Raw genomic sequence first — 16,806 nt, 5'->3', positions numbered from 1 at the left:
CAATGCCGTTACATCATGATGAGTTGAGCACGCTGATTGAGCAGCTATTGCAGGTGGAAACGGCCACGCTGGGCCACCTGCTCGAACAGGGCTTTATGCGCCCTGAGCTGCAGTGCGCGCTGCCGGACAGCGTGCGCCGCTGCGGTCCGGCGCTGACCGCGTCGCTGCCGGAGGATGACGGCTACAGCCTGCCGCTGGCGCTGGCGGCCGCGCGTCCGGGGGACATATTGGTGATTGAGCGCGTCAATGACGATCGCCATGCCTGCTGGGGCGCGGTAATGACGGCCGCCGCGCGGCAGGCCGGGATCGCCGCGGTGATCCTGGACGGCTACGTCACCGATCTGTCCGCTATCCGCGCCGATAATTTTCCCATCTGGTGCAAAGGGCGATCGCCGCTGACCACCAAACGGGGAAAGCACGGCGGCACGGTTAACCAGCCGGTGGTCTGCGGCGGAACGCCGGTCTGTCCCGGCGATATCGTTCTGGCCGATGAAAACGGCGTTGTCGCATTGCCCGCGGCGAAAATGGCGCAGTACGTGGAAGAAGCGCTCCGCATTCAGCGCCAGGAGCCGCTGATTGTCGAGAAGCTACGGCAGGGATTGAGTCTGGCCGAGATTTACCGTTATCAACACTGACATTTTACTAACTCTTTATGGGGATCGCTGATATGACGCTGAAAAAATCGCTGCTGGCTTCACTGCTTGGTACCACGCTGGCTTTCGCCGCGCTGCACAGCGCGCCTGTTCTGGCCGGAAAGGCCGACGATACGCTGAACGTGGCGTTTTCCGATGAGCCTGAACCGCTGGACTCTTACAAAATCGCCGGACGGCAAGGGTTGATCATCGCTCGTCACATTTATGACGGCCTGTTGTATAAGGATTTGAGCAGCGGGGAGATCAAACCGGCGCTGGCGCAGTCCTGGAAATTCACCGACGACAAAACCATAGAATTCGCGCTGCGTAAAGGGGTTAAATTTCATAACGGCGCGGACTTTAACGCCGATGACGTCATCACTACGCTGAATACCGTCATCAAGCCGGCCTATGGCACCCGCTTCCAAATTTCGGTGGATTGGATCGCCAGCGTGGAAAAGGTGGATGACTATACCGTGCGTATCCATATGGCCAAGCCGTTCGCCGGCGCGGTAGAAATGCTGGCCGACGCGCTGCCGATCTATCCGCACGCCTACTTCGCCGAGAAGGGGTCGGCGGGCATGGCGGAGCATCCGGTTGGCACCGGGCCGTATAAGCTGGTCGAGCAGACGCCGGGGGTGCGCTATGTCCTGGAGCGTTTCGACCAGCACTATGCCGGGAGTCCGAAAGGGAAGCCGGCGATTAAACGCATCGTGATCCGCACCATTCCGGAGATGAACACGCAATACGCCGAATTGATGTCCGGCAAGCTGGACTGGATCTGGCGCGTTCCCCCCGATCAGGCCAAAAGGCTGGCGGGACGGGTGAATATGATCAATGCGCCGATCATGCGCATCGCCTATGTCAGCCTGGCCACCGGGAACGCGACGGACACGCCGATCGCCAATCCGCTGGTGCGTAAGGCCATGCTGTATGCGGTAAACCGCCAGCAGATCGCCAAGGTTTTCGGCGGGGCGTCCTCTCAGGTGCTGAATTCCGCCTGTAACCCGTTGCAGTTCGGCTGTGAGCAGGATGTCGCCGCCTACGGCTACGATCCGCAAAAAGCGAAAGCGCTGCTGAAAGAAGCTGGCTATCCGAACGGTTTTGATCTGGAAATGGTGTTTTCCGCCATTCCGCGGCCGGTGGCTGAAGCGGTCTCCTCCGATCTCGCCAAGGTGGGCGTTCGCGTCAGATTGAATGAAAACCAGTTCGCGGCGGCGGTACAGAAGTGGCGCGCCGGCACGCTGCCCGCGCTGATGTCCAACTGGGGCAGCTACGGTATCGGCGACGTGGCCTTTATTCTGTCCAACTACTTCGGCGGCGGCGATGACGATATGGTCAAAGACGCCCAGCTGGCGGCCTGGCTAAAGGTGGCGGACGCTTCGCCGGATAATGAAGTGCGCAAGCAAAACTATAGCCTGGCGCTGAAGAAGATCGCCGATCAGGCCTATTGGATACCGCTGTATAACTACAATATCAACTACGGCCTGTCGAAAGATTTGAACTTCACGCCCCAGCCGGATGAGTTCGCCCGCTGGTGGTTATCAAGCTGGAAATGAGCCTTGTCGCCCGCCGCGGCGGGCATGCTTTAATTTTTATACTGTAATGAGCGTACCGACATGCTGATATTCGCATTAAAAAGATTGACGGTCGCCGCGCTGGTCGCGCTGGCGGTTTCGGCAATCAGTTTTGCGCTGGCTTACCTGGCCGGAGATCCGGCCATCGCCATCGCCGGCTCCGGCGCCAGCGCCCAGGATGCCGAACTGGTGCGCCACCTTTACGGTTTCGATCGCCCGTTGCCGGAACAGTACCTGCGTTGGATAGCCGGGGTGCTGCAAGGCAATTTGGGGAACAGTTACTACTTCAATATGCCGGTCGGTCAGATTATCGGCGAACGTATTCCGGTCACGCTGATGCTCGGCGTCAGCGCGTTTCTGCTGGCGCTGGTTGTCGCCATTCCTTTGGGCGTTCTGGGGGCGCTGAAACCGGGCGGCGTTATCGACCGGCTGGCGCTGCTGGTGGCGGTGACGGGGCAGGCCATTCCCAGCTTCTGGCTCGGTTTGATTCTGATCGTGGTCTTCGGCGTCTGGCTGGGCGTGGTGCCCATTTCCGGCGCCGACAGCTGGCAAGGGTATCTGCTGCCGGTGATTGTGCTGAGCTACTACGCGACGCCCGCGCTGATGCGGCTGATGCGGGCCAGCATGATCGACGTGCTGCAGGCCGATTATATCCGCACGGCGCGCTCCAAAGGGATCGGCATGCCGGCCGTCATCATACATCACGCCATGCGCAACGCGATTCTGGCGCTGGTTTCCGTGGCGGCGGTGCAGCTCGGCATCCTGCTGTCCGGCTCTATCGTTATTGAAAGCGTGTTTGCCCTCAACGGCCTGGGGCGCCTGGCCTGGGAGTCGCTGCTGCGCAGCGATCTGCCGGTGGTGCAGGGCATCATTCTGATCCTATCGCTGATTTACGTCGTGCTGACTACGCTGGCCGACCTGATTAATGCCTGGCTCGATCCGCGGATTAGGGAGTCCTGATAATGTCATCGTTAGATTCTTCGCCGGCGCTGCCGGAAAACAAGCCGGTCCGTCGCAGCCTGAAACGCTTTCGCAAAACCGGGGTGCTGCTGGGCGGCGGCATTCTGCTGCTGATGATCGCCATCGCGCTGCTGGCGCCGTGGCTGGCGCCATACGACCCCATCGCCCAGGATCTCGACCATCGGCTGATCGCGCCGTTCTGGCAAGCGGCCGAGAGCACCGGCCACTGGCTCGGCACCGACCAGCTCGGGCGAGATTATTTGTCGCGTTTGATTTACGGCACCCGCATCTCGCTGGGCATCGGCATCGGCGTGGTGATCGTCGCCGGGATTATCGGCACTTCGCTGGGCGTGCTGGCGGGCTATTTCGGCGGCCGCGTCGATATGCTGATCAGCTTTTTGATCACCACGCGTCTGTCGCTGCCCATCGTGCTGGTCGCCCTGGCGGCGGTGGCGTTGAAAGGGGCGTCCATCATGACGCTGGTGACGATACTGGGCCTGCTGGTGTGGGATCAGTTCGCCATCGTCACCCGCGCCCGAACCCAGTCGCTGCGTAACGAGGCGTTTGTGCGTTCGGCGCGCGCCGTCGGCGCCTCGCACCTGTTTATCATGCTGCGGGAGATCCTGCCGAATCTGCGCAATACCATTATTGTTATCGCCACGCTGGAGGTCGCCAACGTGATTCTACTGGAGTCGGCGCTCTCCTTTCTCGGACTGGGCGTCAGGCCGCCGACGCCCTCCTGGGGCCTGATGATCGCCGAAGGGCGCGATAACATTCTATTTGAATCATGGCTGATTGCCTTGCCGGGCGGCGCGCTCTGCCTGCTGGTGCTGGCGGTCAACCTGTTTGGCGACGGCCTGCGCGACGTCATCGGGGCGGAGGTGAAACGATGAGTAATGAGCCGATACTGACAGTACGCGATCTGCAGATCGCGATTCCTACCGCGCAGGGGACGTTCCATGTGGTGCGCGGCGTGGACTTCGACCTGCGCGCCGGGGAGACGCTGTGCCTGGTGGGCGAATCCGGCTGCGGCAAATCGATTACCGCGCTGTCGCTGCTCGGCCTGCAAACCAGTAAAGCGAAAATCAGCGCGCGGCAGATGCTGTTTCGGGGACAATCGCTGGATAAGCTGTCGCAGCGGCAGATGAATAAGCTGCGCGGGCGTGATATCTCGATCATTTTTCAGGATCCCATGACCACCCTGAATCCGACGCTCTCCATCGAAAGACAGATGATCGAAGGCGTGATGCGGCATGAGTCGATTAGCCGCGAACAGGCGCACCAGCGGGCGATACAGCTGCTGGAGCAGGTGGGCGTTCCCCAGCCGGCGGAGCGTATTCGCCAGTACCCGCACCAGTTCTCGGGCGGCCAGCGCCAGCGCATCATTATTGCCATGGCGCTGATGGGAAAACCGTCGCTGTTGATCGCCGATGAACCGACCACGGCGCTGGACGTTACCATCCAGGCGCAGATTTTGACGCTGATTCGCGAGCTGGCGCAAAAGCTAAACTTCGCCCTCTTGCTGATTACCCACGATTTCGGCGTGGTGGCGGCGATGGCGGATAAAGTCAGCGTGATGTACGCCGGGCGCATCGTCGAATCCGCGCCCGTCGGCGAGTTGCTGGAACATGCGCAGCACCCCTATACCCGCGGGCTGATCGCCAGTATTCCCATTCCGGGAAAAACGCCGCCCGGCTCCGATCTGCCGGTTATCGACGGCCGGGTGCCGGAGCTGTTGGGCGAAATGGAAGGGTGCGCGTTCCGCTGGCGCTGTGCCTGGCGCCAGCCTGTCTGTCAGCAGGCGTTGCCGCTGCGGCAAAACGGAACGGAGCACCGCTATGAGTGCGTGCGCACCTGGGAGGAACAGTGATGAATCGTGATACGGAAAAGGTGCCGCTGCTCGCGGTGAACGGGGTCAGCCACTCTTTCCGGCTTGGCGGCGGTCTGATGAAGCCCGCCAAACGGATACAGGCGCTGAGCGACGTATCGCTGACGCTGCGGGCGGGCGAAACGCTCGGGCTGGTGGGCGAGTCCGGCTGTGGTAAAAGCACGCTGGCGAATATTATTCTGGGGCTGAACCGGCCGGAAAGCGGCGAGGTGCTGCTCTCCGGCCAGCCTATCCGCGGCATGGAGCGCTTAGCGCGCGCCAGCCTGCTGCAGCCGGTATTTCAGGATCCCTACTCCTCGCTGAACCCCTCCTATACCATTTATGAAACGGTGTTGCAGCCGCTGAAAATTCACTGGCGCGGCGGCGAGTGGCGGCGCGAGGTGCTGGAGATGCTGGATCGAGTGGGGTTTCCCCGCCGGCTGGCGCACGCCTATCCGGGCGAGCTGTCCGGCGGGCAGCGGCAGCGGGTGGCGATCGCCCGGGCGCTGATTCTCAATCCGGCGGCGCTGATTTGCGACGAGCCGACCAGCGCGCTGGACGTTTCGGTTCAGGCGCAGATCATCAACCTGCTGCTGGCGCTAAAGCGCGAGTTTAATCTGGCGATGGTGTTTATCAGCCACAATCTGGCGGTGGTGGAGCATCTGTCGGATCGGGTTTGCGTGATGTATCAGGGAAAGGTGGTGGAGCAGGGGGACTGCGCCTCGACGTTCGCCAATCCCCGCCATGACTACACCCGGAAGCTGCTGGCGGCCACGCTGCTGCCGCAGAGCAATACCCGCCTGGCGGCGTCGGTCGAGCGTCAGTAGCCCGCCAGATGCAGCGCCTCCCGCAGGCGCTGGAAGAAGGCTTCTTCGGCCTGATTGTATTTAGGCTCCTGATTCCACATCAGATGGAGCGTGATGCGCGCGATGCCGTCATAGGGGGGCAGCTTCCACAGATGCCCCGCCTCCGCCTCCATTTTCACCACGTGTTCGGGCAGCGCGCCGATCCCCAGACCGGCGCGGATCATCCGTCTGACCTCGTCGAGGCTGGCGCTGGTGCCGATAATCCGTCCCTCCAGCGTCTGCTGCGCCCGAAACAGCGCCAGCGGCGCCAGTACGCCGTCCAGCTGTTCGCTGGCGAAAGAAACGAAGTCTTCATTATACAGGTCGCTAATCTTTAGATGCTGGTGTCCGAACAGCGGGTGACGTTTTCCGCAGTAGAGAAAGTATTTTTGATGCAGTAACGGCGTATCGCAGAGCCCCGGCACGGTTTTATGTTTCAAACAGATGCCCATCCCCGCCTGGTAATGGCGCAGGGCTTCCTGGACATCGGCGCTTGAACCGGTGGCAATCTCGAAATTGACGCGCGGATGGTTTTGATGAAAGTCGCATATCGCATTATCCAGGATGTCGCTGTTGACCCCGGAAACCAGCGCCAGACGGACGACGCCGGTAAGGTCGTGGGAGGTGTTCTGCACCGCCATCGACAGCCGGGCGATACTGCCGTAAATGGTTAGGGCTTCGCGATAAACCAACTCGCCGGCCGACGTCAGATTGAAGTTGGCGCCGTTGCGGGAGATCAGATTTTCATCCAGCCGATCCTCCAGTCTTTTCAGCGCCAGGCTGACCGCCGGCTGCGTCAGGTGTAACCGGGCCGCCGCGCGGCTGATGCTCCCTTCCTGCACAATCGCCAGGAAAGTACGCAACAGATTCCAGTCAAGCCGGTCGTGAATATGGGACATGAACATTTTCCTCTGACGCTTTGGCGCCGCTATCGATGCGATTTACCCCGCGCTGCCCGCGTGAAAGATAACATAAACCGGGTCGGCCGCCTTTTGGCAAACGCCGCGCTTCACCATGAGATGTTGCCGTGGCCATGGGGCTTGCGCTCCGGCGGCGATGCCGCTGGCCCAGGTTATGCGACGTTCCGCGGGCGTAGCCGGCCAGACGCGATATCCATTCGTGGTTAAGCGGTCCCGACATCGATCGGCGAGACCGCTTAACGTGCTGGCGTTACTTTACTGACCAATCGGCATATATCCTTGAAATTCAGGAATAAACGCTTTGCCGCCGGGGTTTTTCGCCAGATGCAGGTAGCTATCGCCCACTTTTTCCAGCAGCAGGCAATCATCGACATCCTTTAGGTTGTCTTTATGCTGTTTGCCGCACCCTTTAAGCAGTGAATTCAGCGCTTTACTTTTAGCTTCCGCCGCATTTTTAGCGACAAACAGGTCAAACTCATGCAGTTCCGCCAGATTGTCCGGGCGGTAACCGCCGACATTGACGAAAAACAGCCGCTCGCTTCCCGTGTAGGGTTCTGTCGATAACCTAATATCATAACCGTCGGCCCAGTCGATTTTAGCGTAGCCATCGAGGTGAATTTTATCCTTATCGCCAAACCAGGCTTCGCGCAGCAGCGGCCAGGCGTCCCGCGGTTTGTTTACCGCGGCGAACTGAATATCATGCACCTCGATATTGGATTTACCCGCGTTGCCGCCGACATAAAACATATACAAATCCATATTATTACCTATTCGCTTACCCGTTTCTTTATATAAATTATCATATAACGCCAGATGTCATGGACGGCTCTGCCAGATAAATGGGTCATGGGATAGCGCATGGCCGTCCTGTGCCGTATCCGGATGCTTGGACGCGGGTTAACCGGCGTTTACTCTGTTTCGCTGGTAGACGGCCAGGCGCGTGTAAGCCGCATTCAGTAACGGAGTATGCAGCCGGTGACTTGCCGCCAGGCTCACCAGATGGCCGATGATCTGGTCGGCTTCGACCGGAAGCCCCGCCATCATATCCCGGTACATCGACGACGTTTGCCGCGAGTTTTCGTCCGTCAGCGCGCGGATGATGCCGTCGACCGTCTCCCTGCGCTCGACATAGCCCGACGCCTTCATGGTAGCGGCGACTTCGTGAATCAGCGCGGTGGCGAATGCCTTTCCGCCTTCGGCGGCGGCGACCTGGCCGATATTGCCGCGCATTAGACAGGCAATGGCGCCCAGGCTGGATAAGAACAGCCATTTTTCCCACATATCGCGCATGATATCGTCAGAAAGTTTGGCGGCTACGCCGATATTCTGGAACAGGGCGTCAATTTGCTGAATTCGAGGCGTTTTTTTACCGGAGATTTCGCCATAAACGATCTGCTGAATGGCGGAGAGCTGGCGAATGTAGCCGTTTTCGTCCAGCGTGGCATCGACCCGGCACAGGGCGCCGATCGGCGCTTCAGCGCCGAACCGTTCGCGGATGACGCCAAGATGCCGCATTCCGTTCAATATCGGCATAATGGCGGTGCCGGCGCCAATCGCCGGCGCGATATCCTCCAGCGCGGCAGCCAGCGCGTAGCTTTTTACCGTCAACAGTATCAGGTCGAACGTCGGGTTAAGATCTTTCGCCAGTATGACGTTGGGCTGAAATGAAAAATCGCCATGCGGACTAATGAGCTGTAAGCCGGTTTTTCGCACCTCGTCCGCGCGTTTCTCCCGCAGCAGAAATGTTACATCCCGTCCCGCCTGAGCCAATCTGGCGCCAAAAAAACCGCCGGTCGCGCCGGCGCCTACCACTAACACCCGCATCTTGCTGTCCTTTTAATAGCCCATAATGGAGAAGAATACGGCAAATATTAGATTGCTGACAAATCCGTCAATCGGCTCGAGATACGCGGGGCGATCGCCGGGGGGAGGCGTCGTAAGGGGGAGCCTCCCTCGCGTTCCCCTACAAAAGCGCGTGCGTTTTTGAACGCCGCTTGCGGCGGCCGCCGGCAGAAAGGCCTGGCGCGCGCCCTGAGCCAGAGCGTTGCGCAGCGATTCGCCGGCCGGTTCGGAAAGTCCGCTATGGGTTAATGCCACCAGAACGGCCAGACCGATGGCGTTGCCGATATTGAGCGTTGTGGACGCCATACCGGATGCGATGCCCTGTTCGTGATGCGCCACGCCCGAAGCCGCGGCAATCCACATTGCGCTCCAGACGATGCCCTGACCGATACCGGAGATGATGACGCCCGGCGCGATAAGCCCATAAAATGCGCCGGTCAAAAAAACGCCTAGCAGCGATCCCAGCGTTAAACCGCTGGCGCCCGCACCGCCCCATATCGCCAGCGCGCGGTTGCGTGGCGCGCCTTCGGTAAATCAAACGGTTGATCAGTGACAGCGTGGAGGGGAACAGCAGCGCGCCGCCGATCCCTTGCAGCGCGCGCGTAACGCTCTCCTTAACGGCCGATGGAATAAATCGCATAATTCGGACCGATTTATCTGCAAATAGTATATTATCTGTCAAATCCGTTTATATCCCGCGCCCTGGACGGCGCGGGATATAAAGCTTTTTACCCACTTAGAAAGACAGGTCTATGAGCGACAAATATCGTGTATTTATTGACGGCCAGGCGGGCACCACCGGGTTGCAGATACAGCAACGCCTGGTCAACCACCCTCATATCGAACTCCTCAGCATAGCAGAGGAGAAACGTAAAGAGGCTGAAGCCCGCCAGGAGATGATGTCAAACGCCGATATCACTATTTTATGCCTGCCGGATGCCGCCGCGCGCGAGGCGGTGACGCTTGCCGATGCCGTCGGCGCGCGCGTATTGGACGCCAGCTCGGCGCACCGCACCGCGGCGGGCTGGGTTTACGGCATGCCGGAGCTGGCCGACGATCAGCGCGAGAAAATCCGTCAGGCGGGGCATGTCTCCAACCCCGGCTGCTATGCGACGGGCGTGATTACGCTACTGGCGCCGCTGGTCGGCAAGGGGATCATCGACGCCGATACGCCGCTGTCGATTAACGCGATTTCCGGCTATAGCGGCGGCGGCAAAGCGATGATTGAACGCTATCAGCACGATGCCTCCGGCTACGCCGCTTACGGTCTGGGGTTCGATCATAAACACCTGAAAGAAATGCAGAAATGGAGCGGTCTCTCCGCCCGGCCGATATTTCAGCCGGCGGTGGGCGACTACGCCCAGGGGATGCTGGTGTTTATTCCGCTCAACGGGGATGTCGACGGCAACCGCGTCTACCGCGCGCTGCATGAATTTTACGACGGCGAGCAGTTTATCAAGGTGAAAAGCGTTAACGCCGTGCCGAAAGAGAGCGCGCCATACCTGATGCCGGAGGCGCTTAACAACAGCAATATGCTGGAGCTGTTTGTTTTTTATCACCCTGAATATAAACAAACCATACTGGTATCGCGGCTGGACAACTTAGGTAAGGGCGCGTCGGGCGCGGCGGTTCAGAACCTGAACGTGATGCTGGACCTGCCGGAAGATATCTGCGTTAATCTGCCTGCGTGATAATTCCCGCCGAAACGCAGGGTTCGGGAGTGGTTCTCCATTCCCGACCTTGTGCACAAAACCACACCGGATAGTCCCCCTCTGACAGTGCGTCGCCGTCAGGATTTGCGTAACAGGGTTTCGACCAGCGACGTCCAGACTTCGACGCCCGGCTTAATCAGCGCGTCGTTAAAATTATAATAAGCATTGTGCAGCGGTTTTGATGGCGTCGCCCCGTCGGAGCCGAGCCAGAAATAGGCGCCGGGACAGACTTCCAGCATGCAGGCGAAATCCTCGGACGCCATCGATGGGTTGATCTGCCAGTGGACTTTGGATTCGCCTAATACGCCGCTGACGGCCCTGCGAACGTTCAGCGCTTCCTGTTCGTGATTCTGGGTTACCGGGTAGCCCGGGTAGTAAGATATTTCGCCGGTGACGCCGAAAATGCGCGGGAGTTCGTTGACGAATTCGTTAATCAGAGACTTGACCTTGGCGCGCACGTCGCTCTGCAAACATCGCAGGGTGCCGCGCAGCGTCACCTTCTCCGGAATCACGTTAATCGCTTCGCCGCCGGAGATTTGGGTAATGCTGACGACGGCGGAGGATTGAGGGGACAAGCGGCGGGCGGGAATGGTTTGCAAAGAGAGTATCAGCTGCGAGGCGGCGACGATGGGGTCGGCGCCGTTTTCCGGCATCGCGGCGTGACAGCTTTTCCCGGTGAGAACGATTTCGAACGAGTCCAGCGAAGCCATCATCACGCCGCTGCTTAAGGCGACGTGGCCGACCGGCAGTCCGGGCCAGTTATGCAGGGCGTAAATCCCGTCCATCGGGAAACGCTCGAATAGCCCGTCGGCGACCATTTTGTAAGCGCCGCCCAGGTTCTCTTCGGCGGGCTGAAAGACAAAATGCACCGTGCCGCTGAAGTTGCGCGTTTCGCTCAGATACCTGGCGGCGGCAAGCAGAATCGCCGAGTGGCCGTCATGCCCGCAGGCGTGCATGACGCCTTTATTGTGCGACCTATAGCTAATATCGCCAAGCTCGGTGATGGGCAACGCGTCCATATCCGCCCGCAGCCCAATCGTGGGGCCCTGGCCCTGTTCCAGCGTCGCCACGATGCCGGTTCCCCCCAGGCCGCTATGGACCTGAAGACCGAATGAGGCGAGTAATTCCGCCACGCGTTTAGACGTGGCGTGTTCTTTATACCCCAATTCGGGATTGGCATGGAACTCATGACGCCATGCGGTGGCTTCAGCGATTAAATGTTGTGAAATGGGCATCGGGTTTTTCCTCTCCTGCGCCATAGATCAAGCCAAACAGCGGGTTCTCTGCGGTTTTGGTCCAGAGACGCGTGACTTCGCTGTCGGCACGTAGAACGTCCATACCCTCGCCGGTGGGCGATGCGGACGGCACCGGTCCGGTCGCTGAGCGGCATGGCGACGGCTGATTGCTTCATGGGCATGGTGTATTGTGCGACTCCCCGCGTGCAGGCTGGGGCGATGTCACCACCGCAGACATCGGGTGCGAAAATCGTATCGCCGTGCGCTTTCGCCTCATCCGTCCGCGCGGTTTCCCGCACGTTACGGATAGGCGGACAGTGTTTGGATATGTCGATCGGTCCGGCCTCGGTTGTTTTATCTTCCGGATTGGCAACACGAATTTTGGCCGAAGCCGCGGTTAAATCGGAAATGAATTTTTCGTATATCGTATTCCTAACCGGCAGGTACGAACCCGGTATAGGGCGTTGACTCTCGTCGGCAACAGCGGATTTTCCCGCCTCCGGCGGGCCGATCCTGGCCGAAAAGGAGCGCGCCGGTGAGCGCGTTTCGGATGCCGAACGGGATACGATCATGCGTGGATCCATTCCGTCGTTGGGCGAAATAGCGATGCCGCCGGCGGGGACAAGAGGCTAAATACTATTTGCTATCCGTGCGGCAAATTGAATATTTTTAAAATCAGTCTCTTTGGGCACGCTGCAATCGGCGCCTAACAGCAGTCCCGCTTTGCCGTTTTTGGCAATAATCTCTTTCGTTTGCTTTTCAATTTCGCCGAGCAAACCTTGATATAACGCGCCATGAGTCCGGTTATCGAAACCGCCGAGAAGGGCTTTGCCGGGAAATATTCGTTTGCCCTCTTCCAGAGAAATATTTTCGACGCAGGTCGCCCAGTTGACGGCTTTAACAGGGTAGTGGGCGAAATGCCGCAAATCATTTACCCTTCCTTCAAAGCCGCAAATGTGCAGTACATTATAATCGCTTAACTGATTGGCTGAATTTAATACCCGCAATTGGCTGGGCTCAATGTATTTGTGGTAATTTTCTTCACTGAATGTGGGACTTTGCACGCTTTGCACGCACAGATAGATGCCATCGATATGCGCCTCATTGATTAGCTTTTCTACTAATAGAGTAATGTCATCGGCTATTCTACCCAAGGCTAATGAAAATAAGTAGGGATCTTCCTCAACAAGGCGCGGGAACTTATTCCTATCATTATCAACCATGTCGAACTTTAATCTAAAGTAATATGCGGGAGCAAAAATATTATATATGGATGCGATCTCTCCGTGGTAAGAAGAGACGATCGCTTTTATCGCCTCGACTTGTTTTATTATCCACTCATTATCTCCACCGATAGATTTTATTTTTTTAAAATCCTGAACGCTGTTAATCTCCGTATTGAGTACGGATGGATGAAGAAGAAAGGCATCGCTCATTATCTTGGTAAAGTCTGGCCGGTTTTTGTGATAAAACTGCTGCTGCGCAATAATATTTTTTTTTATCACCGCGTCATTTTTATAGCCATAGACCTGTTCATCACTATTCAAGAAATGATGCCAAATGCTGGCTAAGACCGTTTCATTCTTGTTGTCAAGTGAGTCAAAAAAAACCTGCCGTTTATTCGTCGCCATTGCGGTTCGTCCCGTGGTGGAAGAGTCAGTGAAATATTATTAATATAATATTCGTCATTCTCTTATGATATCAATAGGTTAATATATGACCTTATATTATTTTGTCGGATATATATATTCTCTAATATTATATGATAATAATGATCGCCATGTTAGTATCAAAATGAAGGTTGCATTTGTATCATTTTTAATGACCGGGATATAGCCGCTATACTGCAAGTTGCATGCGCGCCGGCTCTGCTGTCCGGCCCATCCATGAGAACGTCGGTCGGGGGCGCCCTTTTGCAGCTTGAATTTATTTGCGCATAGAGCATCGAAGAAACGTTTTGTTCACACCATAACAAAGATATTGTTACCTATAAATCAAGACGTCATAAGTAACATAGGAAATATTAATGATCAGGCTAGAAAATATTCATAAGCGTTTTGACGATGAAGAGGTTTTGAAAGGGGCGTCAATTGAGATCGAAAAGGGTCAGGTAGTCTGCCTTATTGGCCCGAGCGGTTCAGGAAAAACAACATTATTAAGATGTATTAATTTTTTGGAAAAGGCTGATAAAGGGCGCATCACCATCGACACGGTTTCCGTGGACTGCGAAAAAGCGAGTAAAAAAGACATTCAAAATATTCGTGCAAAAACCGCGATGGTATTCCAGTCGTACAACCTGTTTAATAACAAAACCGCATTGGAAAATGTTATGGAAGGGTTGGTTTACGCCAAAGGAATGGCTAAAAATGAAGCAAAGTCGATCGCTGAAAATTTGCTCCGTAAGGTTGGTTTGGCGCACAAGCAGGATACCTACCCCAGTAAACTTTCCGGAGGACAAAAACAGCGTGTCGGTATTGCCAGAGCGTTGGCGATGAATCCTGAAGTTTTGCTTCTGGATGAGCCGACGTCGGCTTTGGATCCGGAGATCGTGGGGGAAATATTAAAGCTGATTAAGGAAATCGCCCAGGAAGGGCAGACGATGATTATCGTTACCCATGAGATGAGTTTCGCCAATGAGGTCGCCTCAAACGTCATTTTTATGGAAAAGGGCTTAATCGTTGAAGAGAACGTTCCGCGTGAAATATTCAGCAACCCGAAAGAGGCGCGAACGAAAGAATTTTTGGAACGTATCAACTTCACGATATAAATCAGTCCTGAACGGGTTAAAAAGAGATTGTCATAATGGAAAGTAGATTTATTAATATATCTGAAATTATTGATATTTTCCCCAAACTGTTAGAGAACCTGCCGGTAACCTTGTATATCTCGATAACGTCGCTTGTCTTTGGCCTGTTGCTCGGCCTGTTGTTGACCGTAATGCAGGGGAGCAAGAGGCTAGTAATAAGGTCGGCGGCGCTGATTTATATCGATGTTATGCGCAGCACGCCGCTGCTGCTGTTAATCTTTTTGGTTTTTTTTGGTTCAAAAGTTCTTCTGTCGCAGCTGGGAGCCAGCCACCGGTTATTCAGCGATAGCTTTCTTGCGATCCTGGCGATTACGTTGGGCATGAGCGCCTATTTTTCGGAAATGATGCGTTCGGCCTATAGCGCTGTGGATAAGGGGCAGCTTGAGGCGATAAACAGCCTGGCCATTCCTGTTTGGGGCGGTTTTTTCCGCATTATTTTGCCCCAGGCCACCATTATCGCCATCCCTAACCTGGGTAATTTAATGATTAATATTGTTAAACTTACCTCGTTAGTCAGTTTGATCGGTATTGTCGATGTCTTTGGGCGCGCTAAAAAAATCTCGAATAGTAATTATGGAGTAAACCAGCTGGAGGCTTTTATTTCAGTAATTATTATTTATTGGATAATCAATGTGTTAATTGATGTTATCATGAAGTTCTTAGAAAAGAAATATCGGTATCTATTAGATTAGAAGGTATATATTGTGTTCAACTTAGATTTCTTTATTGTTAACTTTCCAGCTGTTTTACAAGCTGTTCCGTTAACATTAGGTATTGCTTTGGCATCAATTATATTATCTACGCTGCTGGGATTTATCTTCGCGGTTATAAAAATAAAACGCATACCGGTGCTGTATCCCATCGTGGCTGTTTTTATGTCGTTCAGCCGTTCTGTGCCTAATTTGGCCGTTCTTTATTTTCTCTATTTTGCGTTCCCCTATTTCGTCGGCGCATTAAAAGGCGATTATTCCATTGCCCTGGGAGCCAACAAACTCAACCCTACTCTGGTGGCGATAATCACCTTCACCATTACGTTTAGCGTTTATTTCGCTGAAGTTTTTCGTTCGGCATATAACTCTGTCGATAAGGGGCAGCTTGAGGCGGCATGGTCGATTGGCCTGCCGAGACGCACCTACTTGCCGCGGATTATTTTCCCCCAGGCGACGACCCAGGCTTTGCCTAACTATACCAGCGTGGTGATTGATTTAATCAAAGATACCTCTTTGGTTTATACCATCTCCGTTATGGATATTATGGGAAAGGCGACTTTTGTGGCGGCCAGAGGATTTCACTATATTGATGCTTATCTAATCGCGTTTGTTATCTATTTGATTATCTGTTTTACCATTTCAAAATCATTACGTTGTTTGGAAGTTAGACTGAGTTGTTACAAGTAATCGGTTGTAAAATTCAGGGTGCTAATTTATCACAGGAGTTGATTAATAATATGAGTAAAAAATATTTATATGCAGTCGTCGCCGCGCTAGCCTTGGGCATCGCGGGATGCGATAACGCGTCGAATTCCGACCAGGGCGCCGCAGGCAACGGCGCTGCGCCGGCAGGCGGCCAGGTGAAAGAGGTCGAAGTGGTCATTAATGAAAATTCTTTTCCTTTTTCTTTCGTTGACGATGCCGGTAAGTTTTCCGGTTACGATGGCGAACTGCTGGGCATTATTGATGAAAAATTGCCGCAATACTCATTTCACTTTAACGCGGTATCCCGCGATGCGATGTTAGTCGGATTATCTACGGGAACCTATAACTTGGCGGCGAATCACTTCTATATTAATAAGGAACGCGCCGAAAAATACGACTATTCAAAAGAGCCGACGGGTTTAAGCGATTTGCGCTTGATCGTAAGAAAAGACGATAACGCAATAAACTCCCTGGCGGATTTTGCCAAGTCGGGAAAACGTCTGGTTCCTATCCATGTCAGCGACGCGCGTTATCAGGTTATTTCCGACTACAATGCGGCGAATCCCGATAATCAGATTGTGTTAAAGGCAACGGGCGAGGAAACGGCGGCCGATATTTTCAAATCGGTGGCTTCCGGCGAGTATGATGCCGCTATTTATCCCATCGGCGCATTTCTGGCCGTGACTAAAAAAATCGATTTAAATCTGAAAGTGTCCAACTCCGTGGGGATTTTCCCGAACGTATTCCTGTATAGCAAAACGCCGCAGTCGGCTGAATTATTAAAAGCAATTGATAAAGTATTAGTCGATCTGAAAAATGACGGGACATTGGCGAAATTGTCCGTGAAGTGGCTTGGCGAAGATGTTTATGCTTTAGATGGCGCTAAAGATATAACGGTTCCAAGCAAATTTTAGGTCGTGATGAAATAGGAATGCATGGTTTTAAATATGAAATCATGCATCCTGGTTTCAAGGCTCGACTATTTTTTTGATTAA

At 55.0% G+C, this 16,806-nt stretch carries 18 protein-coding genes; 11 read left to right on the top strand and 7 right to left on the bottom strand.

What is annotated here, in order from left to right:
• Positions 1-2: 2 nt before the first annotated feature.
• From VSX58_RS12935 to VSX58_RS12910, 6 genes are read left to right on the top strand one after another with little or no spacing between them, the layout of a single operon-like run.
• The gene (locus VSX58_RS12935; protein WP_327618450.1) at positions 3-635 is read left to right on the top strand and encodes an RraA family protein; all 633 of its coding nucleotides are present in this window, start codon (positions 3-5) and stop codon (positions 633-635) included.
• A 32-nt stretch (positions 636-667) separates the two neighbouring features.
• A complete protein-coding gene (locus VSX58_RS12930; RefSeq protein ID WP_327618449.1) occupies positions 668-2,191 on the top strand; it encodes an ABC transporter substrate-binding protein in 1,524 nt (507 codons plus the stop codon).
• Positions 2,192-2,251: 60 nt separating this feature from the next.
• Positions 2,252-3,169, top strand: coding sequence for an ABC transporter permease (locus VSX58_RS12925; protein ID WP_327618448.1), 918 nt, complete (start codon positions 2,252-2,254; stop codon positions 3,167-3,169).
• Between the two features lie 2 nt (positions 3,170-3,171).
• Positions 3,172-4,062, top strand: coding sequence for an ABC transporter permease (locus VSX58_RS12920; protein WP_327618447.1), 891 nt, complete (start codon positions 3,172-3,174; stop codon positions 4,060-4,062).
• Positions 4,059-5,039: an ABC transporter ATP-binding protein gene (locus tag VSX58_RS12915; RefSeq protein WP_327618446.1), complete on the top strand. Its 981-nt coding sequence runs from the start codon at positions 4,059-4,061 to the stop codon at positions 5,037-5,039. The genes VSX58_RS12920 and VSX58_RS12915 overlap by 4 nt, the downstream gene beginning before the upstream one ends.
• Positions 5,039-5,863 (top strand): ABC transporter ATP-binding protein, encoded by an 825-nt coding sequence (locus tag VSX58_RS12910; RefSeq protein ID WP_327618445.1) that lies wholly within the window; start codon positions 5,039-5,041, stop codon positions 5,861-5,863. The genes VSX58_RS12915 and VSX58_RS12910 overlap by 1 nt, the downstream gene beginning before the upstream one ends.
• Here VSX58_RS12910 and VSX58_RS12905 read toward each other — a convergent pair.
• From VSX58_RS12905 to VSX58_RS12890, 4 genes are all read right to left on the bottom strand, one after another.
• The gene (locus VSX58_RS12905) at positions 5,857-6,780 is read right to left on the bottom strand and encodes a LysR family transcriptional regulator (RefSeq protein ID WP_327618444.1); all 924 of its coding nucleotides are present in this window, start codon (positions 6,778-6,780) and stop codon (positions 5,857-5,859) included. The two genes, VSX58_RS12910 and VSX58_RS12905, sit on opposite strands and share 7 nt — an antisense overlap.
• 276 nt (positions 6,781-7,056) lie before the next feature.
• The gene (locus tag VSX58_RS12900) at positions 7,057-7,560 is read right to left on the bottom strand and encodes a DUF1543 domain-containing protein (RefSeq protein ID WP_327618443.1); all 504 of its coding nucleotides are present in this window, start codon (positions 7,558-7,560) and stop codon (positions 7,057-7,059) included.
• Between the two features lie 138 nt (positions 7,561-7,698).
• Positions 7,699-8,625 carry a ketopantoate reductase family protein gene (locus tag VSX58_RS12895; protein WP_327618442.1) on the bottom strand — a complete coding sequence of 309 codons (927 nt, stop codon included), beginning with the start codon at positions 8,623-8,625 and terminating at the stop codon, positions 7,699-7,701.
• 12 nt (positions 8,626-8,637) lie between these two features.
• A complete protein-coding gene (locus tag VSX58_RS12890; RefSeq protein ID WP_327618441.1) occupies positions 8,638-9,084 on the bottom strand; it encodes an MFS transporter in 447 nt (148 codons plus the stop codon).
• 311 nt (positions 9,085-9,395) lie between these two features.
• Here VSX58_RS12890 and argC point away from each other — a divergent pair, with 311 nt between their 5' ends.
• Positions 9,396-10,334 carry an N-acetyl-gamma-glutamyl-phosphate reductase gene (argC, locus tag VSX58_RS12885; protein WP_327618440.1) on the top strand — a complete coding sequence of 313 codons (939 nt, stop codon included), beginning with the start codon at positions 9,396-9,398 and terminating at the stop codon, positions 10,332-10,334.
• A 98-nt stretch (positions 10,335-10,432) separates the two neighbouring features.
• Here the strand turns inward: argC and VSX58_RS12880 are convergent, their stop codons facing one another.
• Genes VSX58_RS12880 through VSX58_RS12875 form a run of 3 tightly spaced genes read right to left on the bottom strand, consistent with a single transcriptional unit; the run spans position 10,433 to position 13,221 of the window.
• Positions 10,433-11,590: a M20 aminoacylase family protein gene (locus VSX58_RS12880; RefSeq protein ID WP_327618439.1), complete on the bottom strand. Its 1,158-nt coding sequence runs from the start codon at positions 11,588-11,590 to the stop codon at positions 10,433-10,435.
• Positions 11,569-12,162: an aldehyde dehydrogenase family protein gene (locus VSX58_RS22525; RefSeq protein WP_349825809.1), complete on the bottom strand. Its 594-nt coding sequence runs from the start codon at positions 12,160-12,162 to the stop codon at positions 11,569-11,571. The genes VSX58_RS12880 and VSX58_RS22525 overlap by 22 nt, the downstream gene beginning before the upstream one ends.
• A 57-nt stretch (positions 12,163-12,219) precedes the next feature.
• Entirely contained in the window at positions 12,220-13,221 is a 1,002-nt protein-coding gene (locus VSX58_RS12875) for a uroporphyrinogen decarboxylase/cobalamine-independent methonine synthase family protein (RefSeq protein WP_327618438.1), read from the bottom strand.
• Positions 13,222-13,616: 395 nt separating this feature from the next.
• Here VSX58_RS12875 and VSX58_RS12870 point away from each other — a divergent pair, with 395 nt between their 5' ends.
• From VSX58_RS12870 to VSX58_RS12855, 4 genes are read left to right on the top strand one after another with little or no spacing between them, the layout of a single operon-like run.
• Positions 13,617-14,357 carry an amino acid ABC transporter ATP-binding protein gene (locus tag VSX58_RS12870; RefSeq protein WP_327618437.1) on the top strand — a complete coding sequence of 247 codons (741 nt, stop codon included), beginning with the start codon at positions 13,617-13,619 and terminating at the stop codon, positions 14,355-14,357.
• A 35-nt stretch (positions 14,358-14,392) separates the two neighbouring features.
• Positions 14,393-15,088: an ABC transporter permease subunit gene (locus tag VSX58_RS12865; RefSeq protein WP_327618436.1), complete on the top strand. Its 696-nt coding sequence runs from the start codon at positions 14,393-14,395 to the stop codon at positions 15,086-15,088.
• A 12-nt stretch (positions 15,089-15,100) separates the two neighbouring features.
• A complete protein-coding gene (locus VSX58_RS12860; RefSeq protein WP_327618435.1) occupies positions 15,101-15,793 on the top strand; it encodes an amino acid ABC transporter permease in 693 nt (230 codons plus the stop codon).
• 50 nt (positions 15,794-15,843) lie between these two features.
• The gene (locus VSX58_RS12855; RefSeq protein ID WP_407654874.1) at positions 15,844-16,725 is read left to right on the top strand and encodes a transporter substrate-binding domain-containing protein; all 882 of its coding nucleotides are present in this window, start codon (positions 15,844-15,846) and stop codon (positions 16,723-16,725) included.
• Positions 16,726-16,806 lie beyond the last annotated feature (81 nt).

Source organism: Brenneria populi (assembly GCF_036016195.1).
GTDB classification, from domain to species: Bacteria; Pseudomonadota; Gammaproteobacteria; order Enterobacterales; family Enterobacteriaceae; genus Brenneria; species Brenneria populi.
The sequence above is the reverse complement of the archived record's forward strand: the minus strand, read 5'-3'. Positions and strand labels throughout refer to the sequence as shown.